23 protein-coding genes and 1 pseudogene are annotated in these 24,055 nt (G+C 72.0%); 14 read left to right on the top strand and 10 right to left on the bottom strand.

Annotation, left to right across the window (positions count from 1 at the left end):
• Positions 1 to 148: 148 nt before the first annotated feature.
• On the top strand, positions 149 to 1,615 hold the full coding sequence (locus ACSMXX_RS03720) for an amino acid permease (RefSeq protein WP_473182598.1): 1,467 nt from the start codon (positions 149 to 151) through the stop codon (positions 1,613 to 1,615).
• A 134-nt stretch (positions 1,616 to 1,749) separates the two neighbouring features.
• Here ACSMXX_RS03720 and ACSMXX_RS03715 read toward each other — a convergent pair whose 3' ends face one another.
• Positions 1,750 to 2,307, bottom strand: a complete 558-nt coding sequence (locus ACSMXX_RS03715) for a hypothetical protein (protein WP_473182597.1) — start codon at positions 2,305 to 2,307, stop codon at positions 1,750 to 1,752.
• A gap of 199 nt (positions 2,308 to 2,506) precedes the next feature.
• On the opposite strand from ACSMXX_RS03715, the gene ACSMXX_RS03710 reads away from it, so the two are divergent.
• Together ACSMXX_RS03710 and ACSMXX_RS03705 are read left to right on the top strand one after the other, a co-directional pair.
• Positions 2,507 to 2,941: a PaaI family thioesterase gene (locus tag ACSMXX_RS03710; RefSeq protein ID WP_473182596.1), complete on the top strand. Its 435-nt coding sequence runs from the start codon at positions 2,507 to 2,509 to the stop codon at positions 2,939 to 2,941.
• Between the two features lie 120 nt (positions 2,942 to 3,061).
• The gene (locus ACSMXX_RS03705) at positions 3,062 to 4,066 is read left to right on the top strand and encodes a hypothetical protein (RefSeq protein ID WP_473182595.1); all 1,005 of its coding nucleotides are present in this window, start codon (positions 3,062 to 3,064) and stop codon (positions 4,064 to 4,066) included.
• A gap of 190 nt (positions 4,067 to 4,256) precedes the next feature.
• Here the strand turns inward: ACSMXX_RS03705 and ACSMXX_RS03700 are convergent.
• Both ACSMXX_RS03700 and ACSMXX_RS03695 read right to left on the bottom strand, forming a co-directional pair.
• A pseudogene (locus tag ACSMXX_RS03700) lies at positions 4,257 to 4,649 on the bottom strand (DedA family protein); the annotation flags it as partial.
• Positions 4,650 to 4,675: 26 nt separating this feature from the next.
• On the bottom strand, positions 4,676 to 5,407 hold the full coding sequence (locus ACSMXX_RS03695; protein ID WP_473182594.1) for a class I SAM-dependent methyltransferase: 732 nt from the start codon (positions 5,405 to 5,407) through the stop codon (positions 4,676 to 4,678).
• Positions 5,408 to 5,539: 132 nt separating this feature from the next.
• On the opposite strand from ACSMXX_RS03695, the gene ACSMXX_RS03690 reads away from it, so the two are divergent.
• Together ACSMXX_RS03690 and ACSMXX_RS03685 are read left to right on the top strand one after the other, a co-directional pair.
• Positions 5,540 to 6,676, top strand: a complete 1,137-nt coding sequence (locus ACSMXX_RS03690; protein WP_473182593.1) for a sensor histidine kinase — start codon at positions 5,540 to 5,542, stop codon at positions 6,674 to 6,676.
• On the top strand, positions 6,673 to 7,329 hold the full coding sequence (locus ACSMXX_RS03685) for a response regulator (protein ID WP_473182592.1): 657 nt from the start codon (positions 6,673 to 6,675) through the stop codon (positions 7,327 to 7,329). Before ACSMXX_RS03690 ends, ACSMXX_RS03685 begins: the two co-directional genes overlap by 4 nt.
• 50 nt (positions 7,330 to 7,379) lie before the next feature.
• On the opposite strand, the gene ACSMXX_RS03680 is transcribed toward ACSMXX_RS03685, so the two are convergent.
• Positions 7,380 to 7,832 (bottom strand): nuclear transport factor 2 family protein, encoded by a 453-nt coding sequence (locus ACSMXX_RS03680; protein WP_473182591.1) that lies wholly within the window; start codon positions 7,830 to 7,832, stop codon positions 7,380 to 7,382.
• Between the two features lie 127 nt (positions 7,833 to 7,959).
• Here ACSMXX_RS03680 and ACSMXX_RS03675 point away from each other — a divergent pair, with 127 nt between their 5' ends.
• Positions 7,960 to 8,529 (top strand): PadR family transcriptional regulator, encoded by a 570-nt coding sequence (locus ACSMXX_RS03675; protein WP_473182590.1) that lies wholly within the window; start codon positions 7,960 to 7,962, stop codon positions 8,527 to 8,529.
• Between the two features lie 215 nt (positions 8,530 to 8,744).
• Here ACSMXX_RS03675 and ACSMXX_RS03670 read toward each other — a convergent pair whose 3' ends face one another.
• From ACSMXX_RS03670 to ACSMXX_RS03645, 6 genes are all read right to left on the bottom strand, one after another.
• Positions 8,745 to 9,542: an urease accessory protein UreD gene (locus ACSMXX_RS03670; protein WP_473182589.1), complete on the bottom strand. Its 798-nt coding sequence runs from the start codon at positions 9,540 to 9,542 to the stop codon at positions 8,745 to 8,747.
• Entirely contained in the window at positions 9,539 to 10,264 is a 726-nt protein-coding gene (ureG, locus tag ACSMXX_RS03665; protein WP_473182588.1) for an urease accessory protein UreG, read from the bottom strand. Before ureG ends, ACSMXX_RS03670 begins: the two co-directional genes overlap by 4 nt.
• A 124-nt stretch (positions 10,265 to 10,388) precedes the next feature.
• The gene (locus tag ACSMXX_RS03660; RefSeq protein ID WP_473182587.1) at positions 10,389 to 11,057 is read right to left on the bottom strand and encodes an urease accessory protein UreF; all 669 of its coding nucleotides are present in this window, start codon (positions 11,055 to 11,057) and stop codon (positions 10,389 to 10,391) included.
• A gap of 69 nt (positions 11,058 to 11,126) precedes the next feature.
• Positions 11,127 to 12,875: an urease subunit alpha gene (locus ACSMXX_RS03655; protein ID WP_473182586.1), complete on the bottom strand. Its 1,749-nt coding sequence runs from the start codon at positions 12,873 to 12,875 to the stop codon at positions 11,127 to 11,129.
• A complete protein-coding gene (locus ACSMXX_RS03650) occupies positions 12,868 to 13,197 on the bottom strand; it encodes an urease subunit beta (RefSeq protein ID WP_473182585.1) in 330 nt (109 codons plus the stop codon). Before ACSMXX_RS03650 ends, ACSMXX_RS03655 begins: the two co-directional genes overlap by 8 nt.
• A gap of 68 nt (positions 13,198 to 13,265) precedes the next feature.
• The gene (locus ACSMXX_RS03645) at positions 13,266 to 13,568 is read right to left on the bottom strand and encodes an urease subunit gamma (RefSeq protein WP_473182584.1); all 303 of its coding nucleotides are present in this window, start codon (positions 13,566 to 13,568) and stop codon (positions 13,266 to 13,268) included.
• Between the two features lie 410 nt (positions 13,569 to 13,978).
• On the opposite strand from ACSMXX_RS03645, the gene ACSMXX_RS03640 reads away from it, so the two are divergent.
• The 8 genes from ACSMXX_RS03640 (at position 13,979) to ACSMXX_RS03605 (ending at position 24,039) form a co-directional block, all read left to right on the top strand.
• The gene (locus ACSMXX_RS03640) at positions 13,979 to 14,773 is read left to right on the top strand and encodes a DeoR/GlpR family DNA-binding transcription regulator (RefSeq protein WP_473182583.1); all 795 of its coding nucleotides are present in this window, start codon (positions 13,979 to 13,981) and stop codon (positions 14,771 to 14,773) included.
• Positions 14,770 to 16,290, top strand: a complete 1,521-nt coding sequence (locus ACSMXX_RS03635) for a rhamnulokinase (RefSeq protein WP_473182582.1) — start codon at positions 14,770 to 14,772, stop codon at positions 16,288 to 16,290. The genes ACSMXX_RS03640 and ACSMXX_RS03635 overlap by 4 nt, the downstream gene beginning before the upstream one ends.
• Before the next feature lie 48 nt (positions 16,291 to 16,338).
• On the top strand, positions 16,339 to 17,361 hold the full coding sequence (locus ACSMXX_RS03630; RefSeq protein WP_473182581.1) for an autoinducer 2 ABC transporter substrate-binding protein: 1,023 nt from the start codon (positions 16,339 to 16,341) through the stop codon (positions 17,359 to 17,361).
• 99 nt (positions 17,362 to 17,460) lie between these two features.
• Positions 17,461 to 19,017 carry a sugar ABC transporter ATP-binding protein gene (locus ACSMXX_RS03625; RefSeq protein ID WP_473182580.1) on the top strand — a complete coding sequence of 519 codons (1,557 nt, stop codon included), beginning with the start codon at positions 17,461 to 17,463 and terminating at the stop codon, positions 19,015 to 19,017.
• 2 nt (positions 19,018 to 19,019) lie between these two features.
• Positions 19,020 to 20,099: an ABC transporter permease gene (locus ACSMXX_RS03620; RefSeq protein WP_473182579.1), complete on the top strand. Its 1,080-nt coding sequence runs from the start codon at positions 19,020 to 19,022 to the stop codon at positions 20,097 to 20,099.
• Between the two features lie 157 nt (positions 20,100 to 20,256).
• A complete protein-coding gene (locus ACSMXX_RS03615) occupies positions 20,257 to 21,363 on the top strand; it encodes an ABC transporter permease (RefSeq protein WP_473182578.1) in 1,107 nt (368 codons plus the stop codon).
• Positions 21,360 to 22,151, top strand: coding sequence for a class II aldolase/adducin family protein (locus ACSMXX_RS03610; protein WP_473182577.1), 792 nt, complete (start codon positions 21,360 to 21,362; stop codon positions 22,149 to 22,151). Before ACSMXX_RS03615 ends, ACSMXX_RS03610 begins: the two co-directional genes overlap by 4 nt.
• Before the next feature lie 289 nt (positions 22,152 to 22,440).
• Positions 22,441 to 24,039 carry an FGGY-family carbohydrate kinase gene (locus ACSMXX_RS03605; protein ID WP_473182576.1) on the top strand — a complete coding sequence of 533 codons (1,599 nt, stop codon included), beginning with the start codon at positions 22,441 to 22,443 and terminating at the stop codon, positions 24,037 to 24,039.
• Positions 24,040 to 24,055: the final 16 nt, after the last annotated feature.

Raw genomic sequence — 24,055 nt, 5'->3', positions numbered from 1 at the left:
CACCCGGGGTTCACGGGTGGAACAAACCCGTGGCAGGGTTGGCTGCCGGCCGAAGCACAGTCCTGCTCATCAGCATCAACGGACCCGCACCGCGCCGGCAGAAGCCCCGTCGCGGCCCGGCCGGGTCCCCGACAGAGCGAGTGGCACCATGGACATCCTGCGCAAGATGCCGGTCGAGCGCGTTCTCGACCGAACCCGGCAGAACACCCTCAAGAAGCGCTTGACGGCCTTGTCGCTCGCGGGGTTCGGCGTCGGGGTCATCATCGGCACGGGCATCTTCACGCTGGTCGGCGTCGAGGCCAAGGCGCACGCCGGTCCGGCGGTCGTGGTGTCCTTCATCATCGCCGGCCTGGTCGCGGCACTCGCGGCCCTGTGCTACGCCGAGCTGGCGTCGGCCGTCCCCACGGCGGGCAGCGCCTACACCTACGCCTTCGCCACCCTCGGCGAGCTGTTCGCCTGGATCATCGGCTGGGACCTGCTGCTGGAGTTCGCACTCGGCGCCGCCGTCGTCTCACGCAGCTGGTCCGGCTACGTCGCCAACTTGCTGGATCTGCCCGCCGAGTGGTTCGGGGAGCAGGCCACTGTGAACATAGGCGCGGTCTTCATCATCGGGGTCCTCACGGTCGTCGCCGTCGCGGGCATCCGCGAGTCCTCACGGCTCACCAACCTGCTGGTCGTCGTCAAGGTCTCCGTGTGCGTGCTGATCGTCGTCGCCGGTCTGTTCTTCGCACGCGGAGCCAACCTCCAGCCGTTCGTGCCGCCGGCGGAGCCCGCCGAGGCCGGTGCGAGCCTCGTCGACCAGCCGCTGATCCAGGCGGTGGCGGGTCTGGAGCAGTCGGTCTTCGGCTTCGGAGGTGTGCTCACGGCCGCAGCGGTCGTCTTCTTCGCCTATACGGGCTTCGAAGCGCTGGCCAACCTCGGCGAGGAGACCAAGAACCCCAAGCGTGACCTTCCCCGCGGACTGCTCGGCAGCCTCGCCGTCTGCACTGTGCTCTACGTCGCGGTGGCGCTGGTGCTCACGGCCGTCGTCGACTACCGGAAGATCGACGAGGGCGCGCCGATCTCCGCGGCGTTCCAGTCGGCGGGAGCACCCTGGGTCGGGGCACTCGTGGCGCTGGGCGCCATCACCGGTCTGACGTCGGTGATGATGGTCGAACTCGTCACCCTCGGCCGCATCGGCTTCGCGATGAGCCGCGACGGTCTGCTGCCGCGCCCCTTCTCCGAGGTCCATCCGCGGTGGCGCACGCCGCACCGCATGACCATCGCGATCGCCGTGCTGATCATGCTGCTGGCCGGGTTCGTCCCGATCACCGAACTCGCCGACATGGTCAGCATCGGCGCCCTGTCCGGGTTCTTCATCGTGGCGCTGGCGGTGCCGGTGCTGCGCCGCCGCAACCCGGAGCTGGAGCGGCCCTTCCGCGTGCCCCTCTCGCCCGTACTGCCGGTCGTCACGGCCCTGGCGTGCCTGTACCTGATGTCCAACCTCGACGTCTTCACCTGGCTGCGGTTCGGGGTGTGGCTGCTGCTAGGCCTGCTGATCTACCTCTTCTACGGACGTCGCCACTCCGTGCTCGCACGGGGGACGGAGAAGAAGGACGCGGGAGCCGGCGACTGACGCGCACACGGGCGCGAGCATCCGGACCGGCGCGGGCCGGAGCGTGCGGGCTGCACGCCCGCCCAGCGGCGGGTGACCGGCGGCGGGTAACCGGGGCGACTCCTGATACGGGCCGCCGCCGAGCGCCGGTGAAGTCACCGCCCCTCGGCCAGCTTCCCCAGCGTCAGCAACTGACGGCGCATCATCAGCAGGTCGCCCCACGCCATCAACGGCCGCCGGAGCCGCCCGAGCGCCCCCTCCTCGCCGCCCACCACGAGTTTCGCCAGCAGCCGCGTGGTGCCCGGAGCGTCGTCCGTCACCGCGTAGGTGACCGCGAAGTCCCCGAAGAGACGCTGCCCCTTGCGGTCGTCCAGCATGAGTGTCATGTGCTCGTCCGGTACGAAGTCCACGAGCCGGAAGATGGTCATCACCCGCTGCCCCGGCGCCAGTTGCCCGGCGCCGGGGGTGAGGCGGCGGGGACTGCGGCGGCCGGCGTTGTCGAGCAGGTCGTAGCTGTACGGGGCGACCTTGAGCTGGCAGAGCCAGCGGTAGAGCACGGCCCGGTCCGCGGCGACGGTGACGGCACGGAACCACTCCTCCCTCGGTCCGGCGATCAGGGCGTCGCACGGGTACTCCCTGCGGACCTCGTCCTCCCGCGCACCCCACACCCGCGGAAGGCGGCCGGTGACCTTCGCATATCGTCTGCCGCTCACAACTGAAGCGTCGGCCGGAGGGCACTCCGCGGTCAAACCGCGCCGGGGTGGTACGCCCGCAGGCCTCGGGGAGGCGCCCCGCGGGGCCAGCGGGCTGCGGGGTTTCCCGGACCCCCCGGTTCTGCGCGGCATCGCCTGCTGGCAGGCTGCGAAGCACTGCCGTCCGCTTGCCGCCGTACACGAACCGAGGAGGCCACTCATGACGGATCCTGCCGGGGACACGCCTGCGCCCACGCTCGCGCAGCTCTCCGCGCTGATGCCCTTCGCCCAGCGTCTCGGAATCCGGATCGAGATGGCCACGTCCGAAGAGGTCGTGGCCACGCTGCCATGGGCGGAGGACCTGTGCACCGCGGGGGGCGTGCTGCACGGCGGCGCGCTGATGTCGCTCGCGGACTCGGTCGGTGCCGTCTGCGCCTTTCTGAATCTTCCGCCGGGCGCCGGGACGACCACGGTGGAGTCGAAGACGAACTTCCTGCGCGGCGTCCGTTCCGGTCAAGTGCGTGCTGCCGCACGGCCGTTGCACGTGGGCAGGACGCTCATCGTCGTCGAGACGAGCCTGTGGGACGAGAAGGAGCGGCGCGTCGGGCAGACCACGCAGAGCCAGCTGGTGACCCCGCCGGCGTCCGGCGGGTAGGCAGCGGAGCGGCGGTGCGTCCCGTGCTGCCGCACCCCCCGGCGCCACCGGCCCGCCGCAGGGCTGTCGGAGCCGGCACGTATGCTGCCCGGGACGTTCGCCCAGGGGGAGGGAAAGCACGTGGGTCAGGCAGGCAAGATGCTGCGCGAGATGGCCGTCGCGCCGACGGTGCAGGTCGTCAGCAGGACGGGGACGGTGACCAGGCTGGCCCGACTGGTGCTGGTCGCCGAGCAGTTCGGCTTCATGTACGGGGACACGCACCAGAGCGGCGGGCGGGCGCCCAAGACGGTGCTGACCGTCCACCGCGACCCCGCCCCCGAAGCGCAGCGCCGTGCGGCGGACAACCATGCGCGGTATCCGCAGGCGGCCGACGGTGGTGACCTGCCGGGGATGCAGCCGGGCGGCAAGCTCAGGCCGCTCCCGGACGCCGCGGCCCATCTTGAACTCCTCAAGGCCCGGATCAACTTCGACCTCACCGGCAAGAGCGCCGAGAAGCGCATGCTCATGGGCGCCCTCGGTGCGACGGCGGGATTCGCCATCCTGATCTTCCGCCTTGTCGCCGAGGGGACGACCCCGGTCGCCGCCGTCGTGGGTTACGTACTGATTCTGCTGGCGCTCGGCGGCGGCTTCCTGTGGAACCGCAAGCGGAACGCCCGTTTCGAGAACGTCCTGCGCCAGGCGGGTCTCACTCCCGTGCAGGACGGGAACGGTCGCACCCGCTATCTGCCGCCCGGCAGTCAACTGCCGGGCCAGTACAACCCGTTCGCCCAGCCGGGCAACGGCTTCCCGCAGCAGGCACCCGGACATCCTGCGGCGCAGCCGCAGCCGTCGGCCCAGGTCCCCGCGCCCGGGGGTCATCAGCAGCCCCAACAGCCCGGTCCGCACTGGCAGTTCCAGCCGCAGCAGCAGGGGCCGTACCAGCAGGCCCTGCACCAGCAACAGCCGTACCAGCAACAGCCGTACGGGCAACAGCCGTACCAGCAGGGACAGTACGGTCACGGCGGGCCCTACCCACAGCAGCAACCCCCACAGCAGCAACCCCCGCAGCAGCAACCCCCGCAGGCACCCCCGGTGCAGACACCCCCGGTGCAGACACCCCCTCAGCAGTACGGGCAGCACAGCTAGGCCCTTTCGTCCGGCACGCAGTACGGCGGTGCGTCTTCGCCCGTACCAGCGCGGCCCCGGCCGCCGTCGCCGCGATCACCGCGAGTACGGGGCCGATGGCGAGGGTGTGCCGCACGGAGGAGGCAGCCGCGTATCCGATGCCGGCCTCGGCGGTGGCCCACACCAGGGCGGCACCGGCGCTGTAGGGGGCGATGCGCCGGTAGGGCAGGCGGGCGGCACCGGCGAGGTGGGGGGTGAGGGTGCGCACCACGGGAATGAAGCGGGAGATGAAGACGGCCTGGCCGCCGCGGCGGGCCGTCAGCGCTTCGGCGCGCTGCCATGTGGCGTCGGGGACGCGACGGCCGAGACGTCCGGTGCGCAGTCGGCCGCCGAGCAGACCTCCCGTGCGGTGCGCCAGGAAGTCGCCGGCCACCACGGCGCACGTGGCGGCCGCGATCACCAGCGGGAGGTTCAGTAATCCGGTACGCGCCAGTGCGCCTGCTGTGACCAGCAGGGTGAGAGTGGGAATGAACGCCCCGATCAGCAGGACGGATTCGGCCAGCACGGCCACCGCCACCGTCGCCAGGGCGATGCCCGAGGACATGTCGCCCAGGGCGTCGGCAGGAAGGGTCATCGGCTCGTTCCGGCCGCGGCGTTCTGCCGGGCGGGGTGCGGGACTTGGGGCGCGGGGCACCTGAGCTGCCAGACCGTGGCCGGCGGGAGATTGGCCAACACCGTGCTGCAGCCGGTGGCGTAGCGGCGCTGGTAGCCGGCCAGGATCTGCTCCACGGCCCGGTGCCGGTGCGCCTGCGCGGTGGACGCGAACAGCGAGCGGGCCCGCCGGGTGCCCCGGTAGGCGAAGTAGGTCAGGGTGCCGCCGGGATGGAGCAGTTCCAGGTACCGGTCCATGATCGTTTCGACTTGTCCGGGGGAGAAGTTGGCGAAAGGAAGTCCGGAGACGATCACGTCGTAGCGGCGGCCGGTCTCCAGACGCTCGACGTAGGCGGTGTGTATCCGGATCTGCCCGGGCCGTCCGGCCAGGCGCGGATGCGTGCCGACGAGTTCGCTCAGCCGGCCGGCGAAGCGCGGGTTGGCCTCGGCGACATCGAGGTGGCTGCCCGGTGACAGCTCCCGGATCAGGGCGCGGGTGACCGCTCCGGTTCCGGCTCCCGCCTCCAGGATGCTCAGCGGCCGCGCGGGCTGTGCCCTGACCGGTTCGGTCAGGGCACGGGCCAGTGCCTTGCCGCTGGGTGCGACCGCGCCGACCGTACGAAGGTCGCGGGCGGCTTCGAGGAGGAACGTCCAGCTGTCGGCAGGGCGTTGGGCGGAAGCACGGTGGTGAGGGGTGGTCGAGTGGCTCATGGGGCCGACGCTAGGAAACCGGCGCGCACCCGCGGCTCCGCCGTTGTACGACGACGTCCCCCTACGAAAGTAGGGGGCCGGTATGGAAGATCGCCGGAAGAAGACCATCTGGACGGTGCCTAGGATCGCCGGGTGAGTTGGACAGCGCACCCTTCACGGGTCACATACGGGCGCCACGGCCTGGTGCTGCTGCTGACCTTCGCCGCTGTTCAGTACGGCGCCGTGTCCACCGACGGCCGGTATCTGACGGTGCGTTCCGCGGCAGCGGTGCTGTGCGGGCTGGCCCTGCTGGGCCGCGTCCGCCTCCACTGGCTTGTCGCCCCGCTCCTCGCCACCGCGGCGGCGGGGCTCTGGGGGTGGCCGCTGCTGCCGCTGCTGCTGCTCGCCCTGTTCGAACTGGCCGCGCACCGCCGCGCCGTCGTGGCCATGGGCTGCGGCGCCGCCGTGCTGGTCACCGAGGCGTTGCTGTCTTCGGCGACCGCGTCGTTCACTCTGCGCTTCAGCCTGCTCCTGCTGATGGTCGTGGGGATCGGGCAGTGGGCGGGTAAGCGCCGCCAGGTGGAGGTGCTGAACGCTCGGGTCGAGCATCTGCTCATCGAGCGGGAACTGCGGGAGGAGGCCGCCCGTGCCGCCGAACGTTCCCGGATCGCCGCCGAGATGCACGACGTACTGGCGCACCGGCTGAGCCTCATCGCCCTGCACACCGGCGTACTGACCGCCACGGCCGGCACGTTGCCCGAGGTTGTCGCGGAACGCCTCGCCCTGCTGCGCACCGCCTCCACCGAGGCCCTCGGCGACCTGCGCGACATCCTCGGCGCCCTGCACGGCCGCCGGAACACCGTCGGGCAAGCGGCTACCGCGCCTGTGCTGCGCGATGTGAGCGAGCTGGTCGAGGAGGCCGGCACGGCGGGGCAGCAGATAGAGACGAAGGTCGAGGGGAAGCCCGTACAGGCACCCACCGTCCACCGGCTGGCCGTCTATCGTCTGGTGCAGGAGGCGTTGACGAACGCCCGTAAGCACGCCCGGGGCGCACCGGTGACCGTCCGGATCGACTACGGGCCGCCCGCCACCGTCGTCGAGGTCACCAACGACCCCGGTTACGAGGCGGCGGAGGGGGCCGGTTCCGGCTTCGGGCTGGTCGGTCTGCGCGAGCGCGTCACCGCGCTCGGCGGCAGGCTGCAGGCCGGCCCCGACGGCGCCGGCGCCTGGCGGCTGGCCGCCCGCATCCCCTACTCCCCAGACATCGAGAAGAACGGCGTCCGCACATGATCCGCGCCATGATCGTCGACGACGATGCCCTGGTCCGCCTCGGTCTGGCCGACCTCCTCGACGGCGAGGACGGCATCGAGGTCACCGCCCAGGCGTGCGACGGCCTGCACGCCGTCGAACTGGCCAGAGCACACCACGTCGACGTCGCCCTGGTCGACGTCCGCATGCCCCGCATGGACGGCATCGCCGCCATCACACATCTGCGTGCGCTGCCCCACCCCCCGAAGGTGATCACGCTGACCACCTTCGACCTTGACGAGTACGTCTACAACGCCCTCGCCGCCGGTGCCGACGGTTTCCTGCTCAAGGACACCAAGCCTGCCGAGATCATGCGCGCCGTCCACCTCGTCGCCTCCGGGTCCGCCATGCTCCACCCCGCCGCGGCCCGCCGGCTCATCGACCGATACCACGCGACGAGCCGTCCCCAGGCGGCAGCCGCCCGCACCAGTCTCGAACGGCTCACGCCCCGCGAACACGAAGTGCTGGCCCTGCTCGCCAGGGGCGACACCAACGCCGACATCGCCGCGGGCCTCGGTATGCGCGAGAGCACCGTCAAAGCGCACGTCAGCCGCATCCTCACCGCGCTGGAAGTGGCCAACCGCGTCCAGGCGGCCCTGCTGGCCCGCGACGCAGGCCTCACCGACGGACGGTGAGGACGGGTCAGCCGGACCGGGGACCGACGCCCGTACCGCGAGCCGCCCGGTCAGCTGCCGGCGGACCCGGGGCCCAGGCCCGCGGCGCCAGGGGCCAGGCCTGCGGCCACGAGTCCGGCGAGCACTGCCTCGCCCAGGGCGTTCACCGCGGACTGCGGGCGGACCATCACGGTGAACTCCTTGATCAGGCCTGCCTCGTCGAAGTGCAGCAGGTCCATGCCGTGGATCTGCTTGCCGTCCACCGTCGCCCGGAAGACGAGGATCTCCGCGGGAGCCTCGCCGCCGTCGGCGCTGGTCTCGGCCGTGCCCTCGAACCGTCCGACGTAGCGGAAGTCCTCGAAGGTGCGCAGCAGGACGTCGAAGAGCCCCAGCACCATGGGCCGCCCTTCGAAAGGCGCGAACTTCACCGGGCTGTAGAAGCGGACGTCCTCGGTGAACAGGTCCTCCAGCGCGGCGCGGTCGCGTGCCTCGACGGCGGCGCGGAAGCGTGCAGCGGTCTCCATGGTCCCTCCGGATGCTCGGGCCCTCCGGCTCGATGCTGTTGCCGACCCGCTGATACTCAAGAATCTGACTACTCACATTCATGAGTATCATGCACGGGCAGACGGACGCTGGGAAGGGGCGGCTGCGATGGCTCTGAGACATGCCGTGCTGGCGGCGCTGCTGGACGGCGAGTACAGCGGCTACCAACTGGCCAAGGCGTTCGACGTGGGCGTCGCCAACTTCTGGCACGCCCTGCCTCAGCAGCTGTACGCCGAACTCGCCAAGCTGGAGCGGGAAGGGCTGGTCACGGGACGCCAGGTCGTACAGGAGACCCGCCCCAACAAGCGCCTCTTCCGGGTCTCCGACGCGGGCTTCGCGGAACTGGAGCAGTTCGCGGCAGCGGCGGCGAAACCCTCGTTCATCCGCGACGACTTGCTCGTGAAGGTCCAGGCCGTCGACCGCACCGACGCGGGCCCGGTGATCGAACAGCTCGAAGAGCGCGCGTCGGCCGCGGGGGCCAGGACCGAGCTCTTCACCGACCTGCTGCGGCGGATGCGCGGCGACGCGGACGAGGCGGAGTTCCTGCGCAGGGGCGACCGGATCGGGCCGTATCTGACGTGCCTGCGCGGCCTGGCCTTCGAGGAGGGCCACCGGGACTGGTGCCGGCACGTCGCGGACGTTCTCCGGGAGCGGCGGACGGCGGGGGCCGAACGGTGAATACGTGCGCCCCGTGGCACTGGGCGGCGGAACACCTGGCCGCCGTCCCCTCCTGGGCCCAGCACGCCGACCTGGCTGTACGAGGCCGTGTCGCCGGACAGGTCCGCGCCGAACGGCTCGGCCCTGCCCTGGCGTTGAGTCCCGGCCTGGTCACCGTCGGGGCCGGGATGAACGGTCTGCTGAGACCCCCATGGAGAAGTTCGTCCAGAAGGCGGTCAACTCACCCATGACAGTGACTGGTTGAGCCCGCGACTCACAGCCAGGGCGTCCTTGCCGAGTACGGTGACCAGCACCGCGGGACCGGCCAGCGGGGTGACCACCGCGCCGGGGGACGGTACCCGGGGTTCCGCCGGCGCCGCGTCCAGTTCCGGGTCGACCACGAGCAGTTGCCCCACGGCCCGGTGCCCGTCCAGTACCGCTGAGCTGTCCCAGCCGGGTGCGCCAGGGCCGAAGTCGAGCTGCTGCCGGAGGAGCGGGCGGCCACTGATGCTGACCGCCAGCCGGGTGGTGAGACGGCCCGGCTCCTCGCCGCTGCGTCCCAGGACCGACACCTCCCGCAGCAACAGGCGGGCGGTAGGCGCGAGTTCGACGCGGACGGTCTGCCGCAGGACGCTGCGCGAAGCCGAGATGAGGGGTTCGGGCCACCACTGCAACCGTCCGCGCTCGCCGACGGAGAGACGTACGTCGTAGTGGGCCGCCGCGTCGCCACGGCCCGGCAGGGCGAGAGTGGCGGCGGCGGAGTCCATGCGCAGGCGTGCCCCGTCCTCGACCCCTACGTCCAGGGCCAGCCGGTCGCCGCCCAGCGGCCCGCTCATCGCGCCGACGAGGGTGACGCGGGCTTCACCGTCGGCGCAGCCCGTCAGGCGTGGCGCGAGCGGCCCTTCGCCGCGGATCACCGGGACCGCGCTGCCGCCGCGCCCGTCCGCGACGGCGGTGACGCGGGCGGCGGCGCGTACGGCCGAGGAGTACGGCAGCGGCGGAGCGTCCGTCGCGGCCGTGACCGGTTCGCTCACGCGGATGCCGCCTGCCGCTGCCAGGTCGCGAGACGGGTGCGCGTCCAGTCGGCCACGGGCCTCACGCCTTCCTCGGAGGTGAGCGAGGTGAAAGCGACGGGAAGGCTGCCGCGCTGCGCCTCGGCGTCGGCGGCCATGGCGGCCAGGTCGCATCCGACATAGGGGGCGAGGTCCGTCTTGTTGATGACGAGGAGGTCGGCGGTGGTGATGCCCGGGCCGCCCTTGCGGGGGATGTCGTCCCCGGCTGCGACGTCGATGACGAATATCTGGGCGTCGACGAGGCCCTTGGAGAAGGTGGCGGTCAGGTTGTCACCGCCGGACTCGACGAGGACGAGGTCGAGGCCGCCGGAGGAGGAGGCGGCCTCCTCCAGGTCCTCGACCGCTTCGAGGTTGGCGGAGATGTCGTCGCGGATCGCGGTGTGCGGACAGGCGCCGGTCTCCACGGCGGCTATCCGCTCCGGGGGCAGCACGGCGGCCCGCAGCAGGAACGCCGCGTCCTCGCGGGTGTAGATGTCGTTGGTGACGACCGCGAGGGCGAAATCCTCGCGCAGCGTGCGGCACAGCGCCGCGACCGTGGCGGTCTTGCCGGAGCCGACGGGCCCGCCGAGCCCGATCCGCAGAGCGCGGCGGGAACCCTCCGGGCACGCGGGCCGTGAGCCGGACGGCTGTGCGGCTCCGTGAGTGTGCCGCTGCGGGAATGAGCCGGGTGGGTCCAGATGCATGGTGCCTGCTCCTCGCATGGGGTGGGTGCAGTGGGCGGGGTGAAGTGGCGTACGAGTGGGGCGTGCCGGAGACGCCGCCCCGGGACGGCGGTCGCGGACGGGCGTGCCGGGACGACCGGGCGCTTCACGAGGCGAAGAGACGTACCGGCCATCCCGCGTGCTCCTCCGCGGTGATCTCCAGCAGCGGCGCGGCCGAGGCCGGAAGGGCGTCGAGGCTGCCGCGCGCAGTGCCCGCGGCCTCCCCGGCGACGTCGTCAACTTCGGGCGCGAGTCGCGCGATCACGGCCGCGGCCTCGAAAGGGTCGAGGGAGAGCAGCCGTACCGCCGCGGTGGCCGGTCCCGACACCGCTTCGTACGCGGCGGCGTATGCGCCGTCCTGCGGGGTGAGCCCGGCCGCCGCGACCACGAGCCCGAGGACGACGGGCTGATGTGCGCCCTGCGGACGTGCTGCCGCGAGGGCGTCGATGGCAGGTGAGGGCCATGCGGCGCGGGCCGCGCGGGTGAGTTGCCGTCCGAGCCTGCGGGATGTGCGGCGCAGGGCGGGGGAGGGCGTACGGGCGTCGGCCGCCTCGTCCAGGTCGAGGGGGTCGTGGACGCCGGCCGCCGCCGCGGCGGCGAGCCCCGAGGCGACCAGCCCTGCCGTGTGCAGGCGTCCACGGCAGAACTCCTCCAGGGTGGCGGCGTCGGTGACGCGGCCGGCGCGTACAGCTGCCTCGGCCCCGCCGGAGTGCGCGTGCGCTCCGGCGGGGAAGCGCCCGTCGGTAAGGGCGAGGAGAGCTGCTGCCACTGTCATCGCAGTAGTGCCGTTTCGGACGAGTCGGACGCGTCGGATGAGTCGGATGAGTCGGATGAGTCGGACGAGTCAGAAGAGGAAGTACCGCTGTGCCATGGGGAGTTCGGCTGCGGGTGCGGGATCCACGGGTTCGCCGTCCACGGTGACGGTGAAGGTGTCGGGGTCCACGGTGACGTGCGGCAGTGCGTCGTTGCAGCGCATGTCGGCCTTCGTGACGCTTCGGGTGTTCCCTGCGGCGGTGAACTGCTTGCCCAGGCCGAGCCGTTCGGGCAGGCCGTCCTCCAGCGCGGCCTCGTTGACGAAATTGAGCGAGTTGGCGGCCGGAGCGCGTCCCAGCGCGCCGAACATGGGCCGTGGCAGCACGGGTTGAGGAGTGGGGATGGAGGCGTTCGCGTCACCCATCTGCGCGTAGGCGATCTGCCCGCCCTTGACGACCAGTTGGGGCTTGACACCGAAGAACGCCGGGTCCCAAAGCACCAGATCGGCGAGCTTGCCCGGTTCGACGGAGCCGATCTCGGCGTCGAGGCCCTGAGCGACCGCCGGGTTGATCGTGTACTTGGCGACGTACCGGCGGGCGCGGGCGTTGTCGGCGTGGCTGTCCCCGGCCAGCGCACCGCGGCGCAGCTTCATCACATGCGCCGTCTGCCAGGTGCGCAGGACCACTTCGCCCACGCGGCCCATGGCCTGGGCGTCCGAGGAGATGATCGAGATGGCGCCCAAGTCGTGCAGGACGTCCTCGGCGGCGATGGTCGAGGGCCGGATGCGGGATTCGGCGAAGGCGAGATCCTCGGGGACGGCCGGGTTGAGGTGGTGGCAGACCATCAGCATGTCGAGGTGTTCCTCGACGGTGTTGACGGTGTGCGGCCGGGTCGGATTGGTGGAGGAGGGCAGCACGTTGTGGTGGCCGACGACGGTGATGATGTCGGGCGCGTGCCCCCCTCCCGCGCCCTCGGTGTGGTAGGCGTGAATGCCGCGTCCCGCGATCGCCTTGAGCGTGTCCCCGACGAAGCCTGCCTCGTTCAGCGTGTCTGTGTGCACGGCGAGCTGGGCGCCGCTCTCCTCGCAGACGCCGAGACAGGCGTCGATGACCGCGGGCGTCGCTCCCCAGTCCTCATGGATCTTGAATCCGGCTGCCCCGCCGCGAAGTTGGCTGTGCAGAGCCGCACGCGAGACCGTGTTCCCCTTGCCCAGCAGCCCGACGTTCACTGGCATCGCGTCCATTGCGGCGAGGGTGCGGCCCAGATGCCAGGGGCCCGGGGTGACCGTCGTCGCCTTCGTGCCTTCTGCCGGGCCCGTACCGCCGCCGAGCAGGGTCGTCACGCCGGACGCCAGAGCCTCGTCGACGAGTTGGGGACACACGAAGTGGACGTGGGTGTCGACGCCGCCTGCGGTGAGGATCTTTCCGTTCCCGGCGATGATCTCGGTCTCGGGCCCGATGACGAGACCGGGGTCCACGCCGTCCATCGTGTCGGGATTCCCCGCCTTGCCCAGCGCCGTGACGCGGCCGTCGCGGATGCCGACGTCCGCCTTGACCACGCCCCAGTGGTCGAGGACCACAGCGCCCGTCACCACGGTGTCGGGTGCGCCTTCCGCGCGGGTCGTGCGGGCCTGGCCCATGGACTCGCGGATGACCTTGCCGCCGCCGAACACCGCCTCGTCACCCGCGCGTCCCGGACCACCGCAGCGGTCCTCCTCGACCTCGACGAAGAGTTCCGTGTCGGCGAGCCGGACCCGGTCGCCGGTCGTGGGCCCGTACCGGCCGGCGTAGTCGCTCCTGGCGAGAACGCCGCCACCGCCGGCCGGGTCCCCGTCACTCACCGGTGCCTTCGCAGGCTTCGAGAGGGCCGCCGGTCTGCCCGCGCAGCCCGGCGACCACGCGCCGCCCCCGCAGCGGGACGAGCGCGACCTCGACCGGAACGCCCGGCTCGAACCGCACGGCCGAGCCCGCGGGGATCGCGAGGCGTCTGCCGTGTGCGGCGGCGCGGTGGAATCCGAGCCCGGGATTCGCCTCGGCGAAGTGGTAGTGCGAACCGACCTGTACGGGCCGGTCGGCACCGTTGAGCACCGTGAGCCGGACGACGTCGGCGCCTTCGTTGAGCGGCACCGGCTCGGCGGCGTGCAGTATCTCTCCGGGGATCACTCGGCGACGCTCCTTTTTCCGCGGTTTCCCGCGCTCCCCTGGTACGGGGCGGGATGGGACAGGGCGGGTCAGGGGATGGGGCTGTGAACGGTGACGAGCTTGGTGCCGTCGGGGAAGGTCGCCTCGACCTGTACGTCGCGAAGCATCTCGGGGACGCCCTCCATGACGTGCTCGCGGCCGAGGACCGAACGGCCGGAGTCCATCAGTTCGGCCACGGAGCGGCCGTCCCGTGCGCCCTCCAGCACATGCGAGGTGATCAAGGCGACGGCCTCCGGGTGGTTGAGCAGTACGCCACGCCGCCGGCGCTTGTCCGCCACGTCCGCGGCGACATGGATGAGCAGCCGCTCCTGCTCGTGAGGGGTCAGTCGCATCGTCGTCTCCCGCCGGGGACCTCTCGCATCTCCCGCGGAGGGGTTGCCGCCCGCGGGTGGTGCAGCCTATGCCGCGGGCGTTTCACCGGCGTTAACGCAGATCCCGGAGTCCGCGAGAGGGCCCGGGCCCGTGGCCCGCCGACGGGTGGCCTCACCGTCCCCGCGCCGCGGCCGCAGCGAAGTGAGGCCCCGCCGCACACGATCCGGGCGCCGCGCTCCGGCGGCGTGCGCATTCTCCACGGCGTCGCCACACCCCGCGGCCGCCGCGTCACCTCTGACTTTCGAAGGAAAGCGTTTCGAGCGCGGTTTCTGTTTCATTCATTGACTTTCTGACTTTGCGATTTCTACTCTCACGCAGCGTTTCGAAAGACTTTCCGATGTGTTTCGAATCCCCGCGAGGAGTAGGTGACATGCCGGGTATCGCGGAGCACGAGCGGCAGCAGGAGGTGCTGCGGCTGCTCGAAGGGACGGGAAGGGTGAGCGTCCCGGAGCTGGCCGAACGCCTCGGCGTCTCCGTGGTGACCGTCCGCAAGGACCTCGACGTGCTGGAGCGGCGCCGTATCCTGCGGCGCGTCCGCGGCGGCGCGGTGGCGGTGCGCGGCGCGGACGAGGGCGCCTTCGAGATGCGCGTGCACTACCGCGTCGCCGAGAAGCAGGCGATCGCGCGGACCGCCGCGGAACTCGTCCGTGACGGCGACGCGATAGCCCTGGACTGCAGCACGACCTGCTACCACCTCGCCCGCGAGATCCGGGACCGCAGCGGTCTGATCGTGGTCACGAACGGCCTGCGCGCGGCGGAGGTGATGAGCGAGTCGGACGCCACCGTGGTGATGCCGGGAGGCACACTGCGCCGCTCCTCGTGGTCGCTGGTCGGCGACATCGGTGAGGCGTTCAAGGGACGCGGGCGCGTGGCCCGCGGCTTCTTCGGTCTCCGCTCGCTCTCGCCGGAACTCGGGCTGCTGGAGCTGTCCGCCGAGGAGACCGAGGCGAAGCGCGTACTCGTGTCGATCTGCGACGAGGTGTACGGACTCTTCGACTCCAGCAAGGTCGGCCGCTTCGCCCTGCACACCTTCGCGGGATCGCGGGAGATCTCCGGACTGGTCACGGAAGCCGGCGCCGGCGACGAACTGGTCGACCAGTGGCGCGCGGTGGGCGTGCCCGTACGGCGGGCCGCCGTACACGCGGAAGCGGAAGTGGCGGAATGAGCTCCCGGCGCCAGGTGCTCGCCGTGGATCTCGGGGCGGAGAGCGGCCGTGTCGTACTCGGCCGGTTCGACGGTTCGGCGATCGAGACCCGCGAGGTGCACCGTTTCGCCAACACCCCGCGCACGGGCCCGGACGGACTGCTGCGCTGGGACCTCTTCCGGCTGTGGCGCGACGTCCGCGACGGCCTGGAGAAGGCGGCGGCGCTCGTCACCGGTCCCGTCGACTCCGTGGGCGTGGACACCTGGGGCCTGGACTACGGCTTCATCGACGCCTCAGGCGCGGTCCTCGACGACCCCGTCAGCCATCGCGACGGGCGTACGCGCGGAATGCTCGGCGAGGCGGCCCGCATCGTCGGCCGCGAGAGGCTCTACGCCGGCACCGGAACCCAGCTGCTGGAGGTCAACACCGTCTTCCAGCTGCTGGCCGACGCGCTGAACGGGCCCTCGCGGCACGCCCGTGCGAGCCGGCTGCTGATGCTGCCGGACCTGTTCCACCGGCTGCTGTCCGGAAGCACCGTGGCCGAGTACACCGCCGTGAGCACCACCGGCGCGTACGACATGACGCGGCGGCGGTGGGCCGCGGAGCTCCTGACGGACCTGGGCATCCCGACCGGTGTGCTGCCCGAGGTGGTCGAACCCGGCACCGACCTGGGGACGCTTCTGCCGCAGGCGGCCGGACACTCCGCGTACCGCCGGACCCGGGTGGTCGCGCCGGGCAGCCACGACACGGCGAGTGCCGTGGTGAGCGTCCCGTTCACGGACGCCTCCGCCGCCTACATCTCCTCCGGCACCTGGTCGCTGGTGGGAGTCGAGACCGCCTCACCCGTGGTCAGCGAGGACTCGCGGCGGGCGAACCTGACCAACGAGGGCGGAGTCCTCGGCACGATCCGCCTGCTGCGCAACTGCATGGGCCTGTGGCTGCTGCAGGAGTGCCGCAACCAGTGGGCCCGGGAGGGCCGCCGGTACGGCTACGGCGAACTGGTCACGCTGGCGGCGTCCGCCCCCGCCGGGCTGAGCGTGGTCAACCCGGACCACAGGGACTTCGTGCCGCCCGGCGACATGCCGGCCCGTATCCGGGACTACTGCACGCGAACCGGCCAGCCCGTACCGGACGGTGTGGCGGCCACGGCCCGCGTGGTGCTGGACAGCCTCGCCCTCGGCTACCGCATGGCCCTGGAGGACCTGGCACTCGTCACGGGGCGGCCGCCGGCCGCGGCGCACATCGTCGGCGGAGGCTCCCGCAACGGACTGCTCAACCAGCTCACCGCCGACGCGTGCGGCCTCCCGGTCCTGGCCGGGCCCGTCGAGGCGACCGCCGTCGGCAACATGCTCGTCCAGCTGTCCGCACTGGGCGAGCTGGCCGGCCTCGCCGAGATGCGTGCCGTGGCGTGCGCGGGGCAGCGGGCCGGCCGCTACGAGCCGGGCGGCTCCGGTGCGGCGGAGGAGTGCTACGGCCGCTACCGGCGGTGGGTCGCGGCCGACGCGGCAGAAGCGGGAATCACGGATCCACCGGACTGATCGACGAGACCGGACCTACGGGCCGGGCCACACGGAAGGAGAGGCAGGATGCGTATTTCGCGAGGTGTCGCGGCGGCTGTCGTGGTCGCCATGTCGGCGTCGCTCACGCTGGCCGGCTGCAGCAAGAAGAACAACGGATCGGGCGGTTCCTCGGACGGGGGCAAGCCGAAGGTCGCGTTCGTGCCCAAGGTGCAGGGGATTCCGTACTTCGAGGCGATGAACAAGGGCGGCAAGCAGGCCGCGAAGGACCTGGGCGCGCAGTGGATCTACAAGGGCCCGACGACGGCGGACCCCGGCGCGCAGACGGACATCGTCAAGTCCCTCCTGCAGCAGCGGGTCGACGTGCTGGCCGTGGCACCCAACGACCCCGACTCGATGCCGCCCATCCTCAAGGACGCCAAGGATCAGGGCGTCCACCCCATGACCTCGGACACCGACGCGCCCAACTCCGACCGCGAGGTCTTCGTCAACCAGGCCACCCCTGAAGGCATCAGCAAGGCGCTGACCGACACCCTGATGAAGGAGATGGACGGCAAGGGCGAGTACGCGATCGTCTCCTGCGGGCAGACGGCGGAGAACCTCAACTCCTGGATCAAGGAGCAGAAGAAGTACACGGCGGAGAAATACCCGAAGGCGAAGATCGTCGACGTCGTGTACGCGGGCGAGGACGAGGCCAAGGCCGTCTCCATGGCGAAGGACCTGATGAACGCCCACCCGGACCTGAAGGGTCTCGTGGGGGAGTGCACCACTTCGGCGCCCGGCGTGGCCAAGGCGGTGCGCGAGGCGGGGAAGACCGGCGAGGTCGCCACCACCGGCGTCGGCACACCGAAGTCGATGAAGCCCTATCTGAAGGACGGTTCGTCCGCGGGAGCGGTCCTGTGGAACGTCGAGGCGCTGGGCTATCTGACGGTGTGGGCCGGCAAGCAGGTCAGCGAAGGCAAGTCGTTCAAGAAGACGAACCGGGTCAGCGACGAACTGCCCGCCGTCAAGTACTTCCCGGAGCGCAAGGAGCTGCTGCTCGGCGATCCGCTGCGCATCACCAAGGACAACGTGGACGACTACGACTACTGACCACGTCACCAGCCGCGCCCCGTGAACCGCCGCCGTACGCCGGGCACTTCAGCCCCGGATGGCGGGCGGCGCGTTCACCCGGGCCGGCCGAGGAGTGAGATGACCGAGCCAGAGACCCTGCTGGTCTCCCGTGGGACACGCAAGCGCTACAGCGGCGTACAGGCCCTGCGTGGCGTCGACTTCGACGTGACCGCGGGTGAAGTGCACGCCCTGGTCGGCGAGAACGGCGCCGGCAAGTCCACCCTCATCAAGATCATTTCAGGGGCCGAGGCAGCGGACGAGGGGACGGTCGAGGTCGGCGGCAGGCCGCTCGCCGCCGGCGACACCAACGCGGCACTGGCCGCCGGAGTCGCGACCGTCTACCAGGAACCCCAGCTCTTCGGGGAGTTGACGGTGGCCGAGAACATCTTCCTCGGCCGGGAGCTTCGAAGGGGCGCCCTCATCGACTGGGGCGCGCAGCGCCGCCGCGTCGCCGAACTGCTTCAGCGCCTCGGTCTGGACCCCGCCCTCGCTGACGAACGGACGGCGGACCTGCCCGTGGCCGAGCAGCAACTGGTGTCCATCGCCAAGGCGTTCGCGCACCAGGTCCGCGTCCTCATCCTCGACGAGCCCTCCGCGATCCTCACCGACCAGGAGGTGCAGACCCTCTTCCGCGTCATCGACTCGGTGAAGGCGGAAGGCGTCGGCGTGATCTACATCAGCCACCGCCTGGACGAACTCGTCGTGGTCGCGGACCGGGTGACCGTGCTGCGCGACGGCGAGGTCGTCGCCACCCGCCCCGCGCGGGAGCTGACCGTACGGCAGATCGCCGAGCTGATGGTCGGGCACGCCCTGGACTCCCGTCAGATCTCCCGTACGGCCCCCGCCGCCGACGCCGTGCTCGAAGTGCGCGGACTGGGCCGCCGCCGCGCCTTCCGGGACGTGAACCTGGCGCTGAACCGCGGTGAAGTGGCCGGTCTGTACGGCCTCGTCGGCTCCGGCGTGAACGACGTGGCACGCGCGCTGTACGGAATCGACCCCGCCGATGCCGGCTCCGTACTCGTCGGCGGCCGGGAGCGGCGCCTGCGCGGCACACGCGACGCGGTGCGCGCCGGCATCGCGATGCTGCCCGCGAACCGCAAGGTCCAGGGCGTCTTCGCGTCCAAGTCGATCGCCTTCAACATCTCGATAGGCCATCTCCCGATGCTGAGCAGATTCGCCGTCGTGATGGACCGCCGCCGGGAGAGGACCCTGGCGGCGGACTTCCTGCAGCGCATCGCGATCAAGGCACCCGGGGTGCAGGCACTCGTGGGCACCCTCTCCGGAGGCAACCAGCAGAAGGTGGTTCTGGCCCGGTCGCTGGTCGAAAGGCCGGACGTCCTGGTGCTGGAGGAGCCCACCCAGGGCGTGGACGTCGGTGCCAAGGACGAGATCCACGACATCGTCCTCTCGCTCGCGGAACGCGGCAGCGCGGTGCTCGTCGTCTCCTCCGACCTCGCCGAACTACAGCGGCTGGCCGACCGGGTGCTGGTCATGCGGGAGGGCGAAGTGGCCGGCGAGTTCGCTCGCGGAGCCTCACAGGCCGACCTGCTCTCGGCCGCCGCCGGGGGCGGCGGCGAGGAGGAGGCGACGTCGCTGGACGCCGCACGGGCGGCGATCACGAAGGAGGTTCCCTAGCCATGGCACCGGCGACCCTCGGCACAGGCAGCACAGGCAGCACAGGCAGCACAGGCAGCACAGGCGGCACCGGCGGCACCGGCGGCACCGGCGGCACCGGCGGCAAGGCCCCGGCCGCGCGGCGCGGGACGTTGCGGCTGGCCGAGGGCCAGGAAGTCGTCCTCGCCGGACTGCTCGTGGCGCTCTGGCTCACGCTCGGCCTGAGCACGGACACCTTCCTCGCCGCGTCCAATCTGCAGAACATCCTCTTCTCCGTCGCACCCGTCGCGATCGCCGGCATCGGTATGACCGCGGTCATCGTCACCGCGGGCATCGACGTCTCCGTGGGCGGGACGATGGCCGTCGCCGGTGTCGTCGTCGCCAAGCTCATACGCGACCTCGGCGTCGGAATGGTGCCCGCGGTGGGCGTCGCGGTGCTGGTCGGCGCCCTGCTCGGACTGGTCAACGGAGTGCTCGTCGCGTACGGGCGGCTGCATCCGATCATCGTCACGTTCGGCACGCTCAATCTCTTCCGGTTCGCAGCCCTGCAGATCTTCGACTCCAAGCAGGTCTCGGGCGTGCCGGGCACGCTGGGCCTGATCGGGGGCGGCGAGAGCGGGCTCACCTGGGGGGTGCCGCACGCCGCGCTCCTCGCGCTCGTACTGGCCGCCGGCGCCTGGACGTACATGCGGTACGTGCCTACGGGGAGGCACCTGTACGCGGTGGGCGGCGATGCCGCCGCGGCGCGGCTCGCGGGAGTACGGGTGGAGCGCCGCCAGATCAGCGTCTACGTGCTCGTCGGCCTGCTGGTCGGCCTGGCGGCATGCGTCCGCATCGGATCGGGCGGCCTCGTCGGACAGGACATCGGCACCGGATTCGAACTGGAGGTCATCGCGGCGGTCGTGATCGGCGGGACGAGCATCCTCGGCGGCCGGGGCAGCGTCGTCGGCACGCTGCTCGGCGCGATGCTCGTCAGCACGATCACGAGCGCCGTCACGCTGCTGCGCTGGCAGAACGAACTCACCCAGCTCTTCATCGGTCTGTTCATCGTCGCGGCGGTCGGTGCCGACCTCCTGCGCGAGCGAAGGAGGCGAAGCCTGTGACCACCTCGACGCCGGGGGGTCCTGCTCTGGGGCGGGAGCCTGTGACGTGGCCCGGGCGGGCGGAAGTGGGTGTGGCGGGTCGGGTTCGGCTGCGCCGCGCGGTCGTCGTCGCGGCGGTCGGTGCCGACCTCCTGCGCGAGCGAAGGAGGCGAGGCCTGTGACCACCTCGACGCCGGGGACCCCGACGAAGGGGACCCCGACCCGGTCCGGGCAACCGGAAGAGGAGGCGGCCGGGCCCGGCCTGCTGCGCCGCGCGGTCACCGTCCTGCTGACGGAACGCGTGGTCCTGCTCGCGGCCCTGCTGGTCGTACTCCTGATCTGGATGAACGTCCTCGACGCGGGCGGCTATCTGCTCGCGCCCTACGACGTCGCATACCTCGCCTCGGCGATGGAGACGATGGTGCCGCTGTGCATCCTGGGCATGGCCGAACTGCTGGTCATGGTCTCGGGACGCGGAGGCATCGATCTGTCCGTGGGCGCGATTGTGAGCCTCACCGGCATGGCCTTCGGGTTCACCGTGAGCGAGTGGGGCTGGCCGCCGCTGGCCGCGGTGCTCGCCACGCTCGCCGCCGGGGCACTCCTCGGAGCCGTCAACGGAGTCCTGGTGGCGTGGCTCGGCTTCCCCGCACTCATCGCGACGCTCGCCACGTACTACGCGTACAGCTCGCTCGCGCTCGTCAGCAGCGGCAACAAACCGATCTCCACCGAGCCGGTGCGGGAGCTGCACTCGATCACGAGCCGCGTCGAGCTGCCGGGCCTGCCCGGTCTGCCGATGCAGGTCTTCACCTTCCTGCTGCCCTGCGCGGTGCTGATCTGGCTGCTGGTCAACAGGTCGACGTTCGGCCGCAGGCTGTACGGCGTCGGCACCAACGACGTGGCGGCACGGTTCGCCAACGTGCCCGCCGGCTCCGTCCGGCTGCGGGCGTTCGCGCTCTCCGGGCTGCTCTCGGCGGTCGTCGCCGTCGTGACGGTGGGCCAGTTCGCCTCGGCGCGCCCCGACGCGGGCACCGTCGGCAACGGCATGGCGCTGCCCGCCATCACCATCGCCGTGCTCGGCGGCGTGGCCATCACGGGCGGCATCGGCCGGGTCGGCGGCGTCGTGGTCGCGGCGCTGCTGGTCGCCTGGCTGAACGCGGGAATCCTGCTCGCCTTCGAGGGCTCGCAGGGCAGCCGCACCCAACTCCTCGCCCTCGGTGTGCTGTTGGTGTGCTCCGCACTGCTGAACTCCGTCACCGCCCGCAGGCTGGGCGGTGGCGGCCGATGAGCGCCCGGTGGGATCCGGAGGCCGTTCCGCCGGAACTCGTCGCGCTGACGCGGCGGCTCGGCGACCCCGCGGCCGACCTCGTCGTACTCGCCGAAGGGAACACCTCGACGCGGCTCGCCGACGGCACGTTCGCGGTCAAGACGAGCGGCGCCCGCATGGACGACGCCGGCCGGAGCGACTTCGTCGTCGTCGACCCGCAGGATCTGCTGAAGGTGATGCGCGGAGGACGCGGCAACGGGTCCACCCAGGACGAGGTGACGGAGGCGCTGGCCGTGTCCGGCCCGTACGAAGGCCCCCGCAGGCGCGCCTCCGTCGAGACGATGGTGCACCTCGCCGCGCTGGAGTACGCCGGAGCGACCTGGGTGGCGCACACCCACCCGACGGCGGTCGTGGGCCTGCTGGCGTCCCCGGCCGCCGAGGAACTGTGGCAGGCGCCCCTCTTCCCCGACGAGGCGGTCGTGCTCGGCCGTCCGGCGTGGGTCCCCTACGCCGCGCCGGGTCTCGAACTGGGCCGTGCCGTTGTCGACTCGCTGGTGCGCTACCGGGAAACCGAGGGCGTGGCCCCGCGCCTGGTGTTGCTGGGCAACCACGGCATCGTCGCCCTGGGGCGGACCCCGGCGGAGGCGGAGGCGGTCACCACGATGTGTGTGAAGGCGGCCCGGGTGCGTTCGGTCGCGCTCGGAGCGGCCGGCGGTCTGCGGCCGCTGGACACCGCACACGCGGCGGCACTGGCCGGCCGCGGGGACGAGGCCGAACGGTGGTCGCGCCTGGGAGGGGGAGCTGCGTGACGGACGGATTCCGCAGCGTACGGCCCCCCGCCCGGGCCCTCGGCCCGGGCACCGTCCGGGTGCTGCGCGGCGAGGCACCGCCGGCTCCGGCACCGCGGCAGCTCGCCGGACCCGACGCGGCCTGGCCGTACTCCCGCTCGTTGCTTCCCCTGGCTTCGCCGGGAGGTACCCCCAGGGACCCCCACCGGGACGGAGCCCGGGGGAGGGACTTGAGCCTGCTGCCTGAGCTGTTGGCCCGGCTGTCCGCCGCCCGTCCCCGGACAGCCGGGCCCCGAGGGGACGGGCCGCAGTGACCGTGGTGGTCGGCGTGGACGTCGCGACGGCCGAGGTACGGGCCACCGCCGTCGATCCGGCCGGCTCGCTGGTCGCGGCGGCGGCCCGTCCGCTGCCGCCGCCGTCGAGGCCACGGCCCGGCTGGTCCGAGCAGCGCGCGTGCTATGCGGAAACGGCGCTGGCCGTCCTTCGCACACTCGCCGGGCAGCTCGCGGGGCGTCCGGTCGCCGGCCTCGCGGTCACCTCGACGTCCGGCACGGTCGTACCCTGCGACGCCGACGGTGCGCCGGTCGGTGACGCGCTGCTCTACGACGACCGGCGGGCCGCCCAGGACGGCGGACTGCCGGCGGGCGCGAGTGCGGGCGGGGGCGCGGGCGCGTCCGGTGACTCGGACGTCGGCGGCGGCGAGCACGCCGGTGAGGGCCCGGGCGGCGACGCTCCGCCGGGCGGTCCTCCGCCGGGCGCCCCCTCGCCGGGCGGTCCGAGGCCGGCGCCGGAGGAGTGGCCCTCCGCTCTGGGCAGGATCGCGTGGCTGGAGAAGCACCGGCCCGCTCCCCGGTATCTGCACGTCGCCGACGTCGTGGTGGCCGCGCTCGCCGGAGAGGTCCAACCGACGGACAGCAGCCACGCGTTGAAGACGGGCGCGGACCCGGAGACGCTGACCTGGCCCCTGCGCCTGCTTTCGCGGCTGGGCGTGGAAGCGGGGACGCTGCCGGAGTTGGAGCGTCCCGGCGTGGTCGTCGCCGGGGTCTCGGCCGCAGCGGCGGCACGTACGGCGCTGCCTGCGGGAACCCCGATCGTGCTGGGCATGACCGACGGCTGCACCGGACAGATCGCGGCGGGCGCCGTCCGTGCCGGGGACGCCGTGAGCGTTCTCGGGACCACGCTGGTGGTCAAGGCGTGCACGACGGCCCGTCCGCACGTACCTGGAACGGCCGTCTACAGTCACCGCGCGCCGGACGGCTGCTGGTGGCCGGGCGGCGCCAGCAACGTGGGCGCCGCAGTGCTCGCCTCCGGCGCCGCCGACACCTCCGGCACCGGCCTGGCCGCGCTCGACCTGGCTGCCGAGAGGCACGGTCCGGCCGGTGTGTGCTGCTATCCGCTGACGCGCCGCGGGGAGCGGTTCCCGTTCGCCCGGCCGGACGCCGAGGGCTTCTGGACGGGGGAGCCACGGGACGGAGCGGAGCGGCACCGCGCCCTGCTGGAAGGCGTGGCCTTCACCGAGCGCTTGGCTCTCACGGTCCTCGGGCGGGCCGGGGGCTTCGCCGACGGCCCGTTGCGAGCGGTGGGCGGGGCGAGCCGCAGCGACGTCTGGCTCCGGATACGTGCCACCGTCACGGGACGCCGCGTCCGTGTACCGGAGCATCCGACGAGCGGCTTCGGCGCCGCCGTGCTCGCCGCGGCCGCGACCGTACACGGCTCGCTCGCCGCCGCGGTCGACTCGATGGTCCGTACGGCCCGCACGATCGACCCGGACGACCGCGAGCGCGAGGCTCTCGAAGACTCCTACGGGAACTTTCTCGCGGCGCTGCACGAACGCGGATATCTGACCGGGGGCGAGGATGCGCCCAGTTCAGTGGAAGAGGGTGGACCACCCGGTCGCACCCCCGCATGAGGGGTGATACCGCACG

Source organism: Streptomyces sp. DSM 116795 (genome assembly GCF_055792905.1).
Note: the sequence above shows the minus strand (reverse complement) of the source record. Positions and strands in the feature narration are given on the sequence as shown.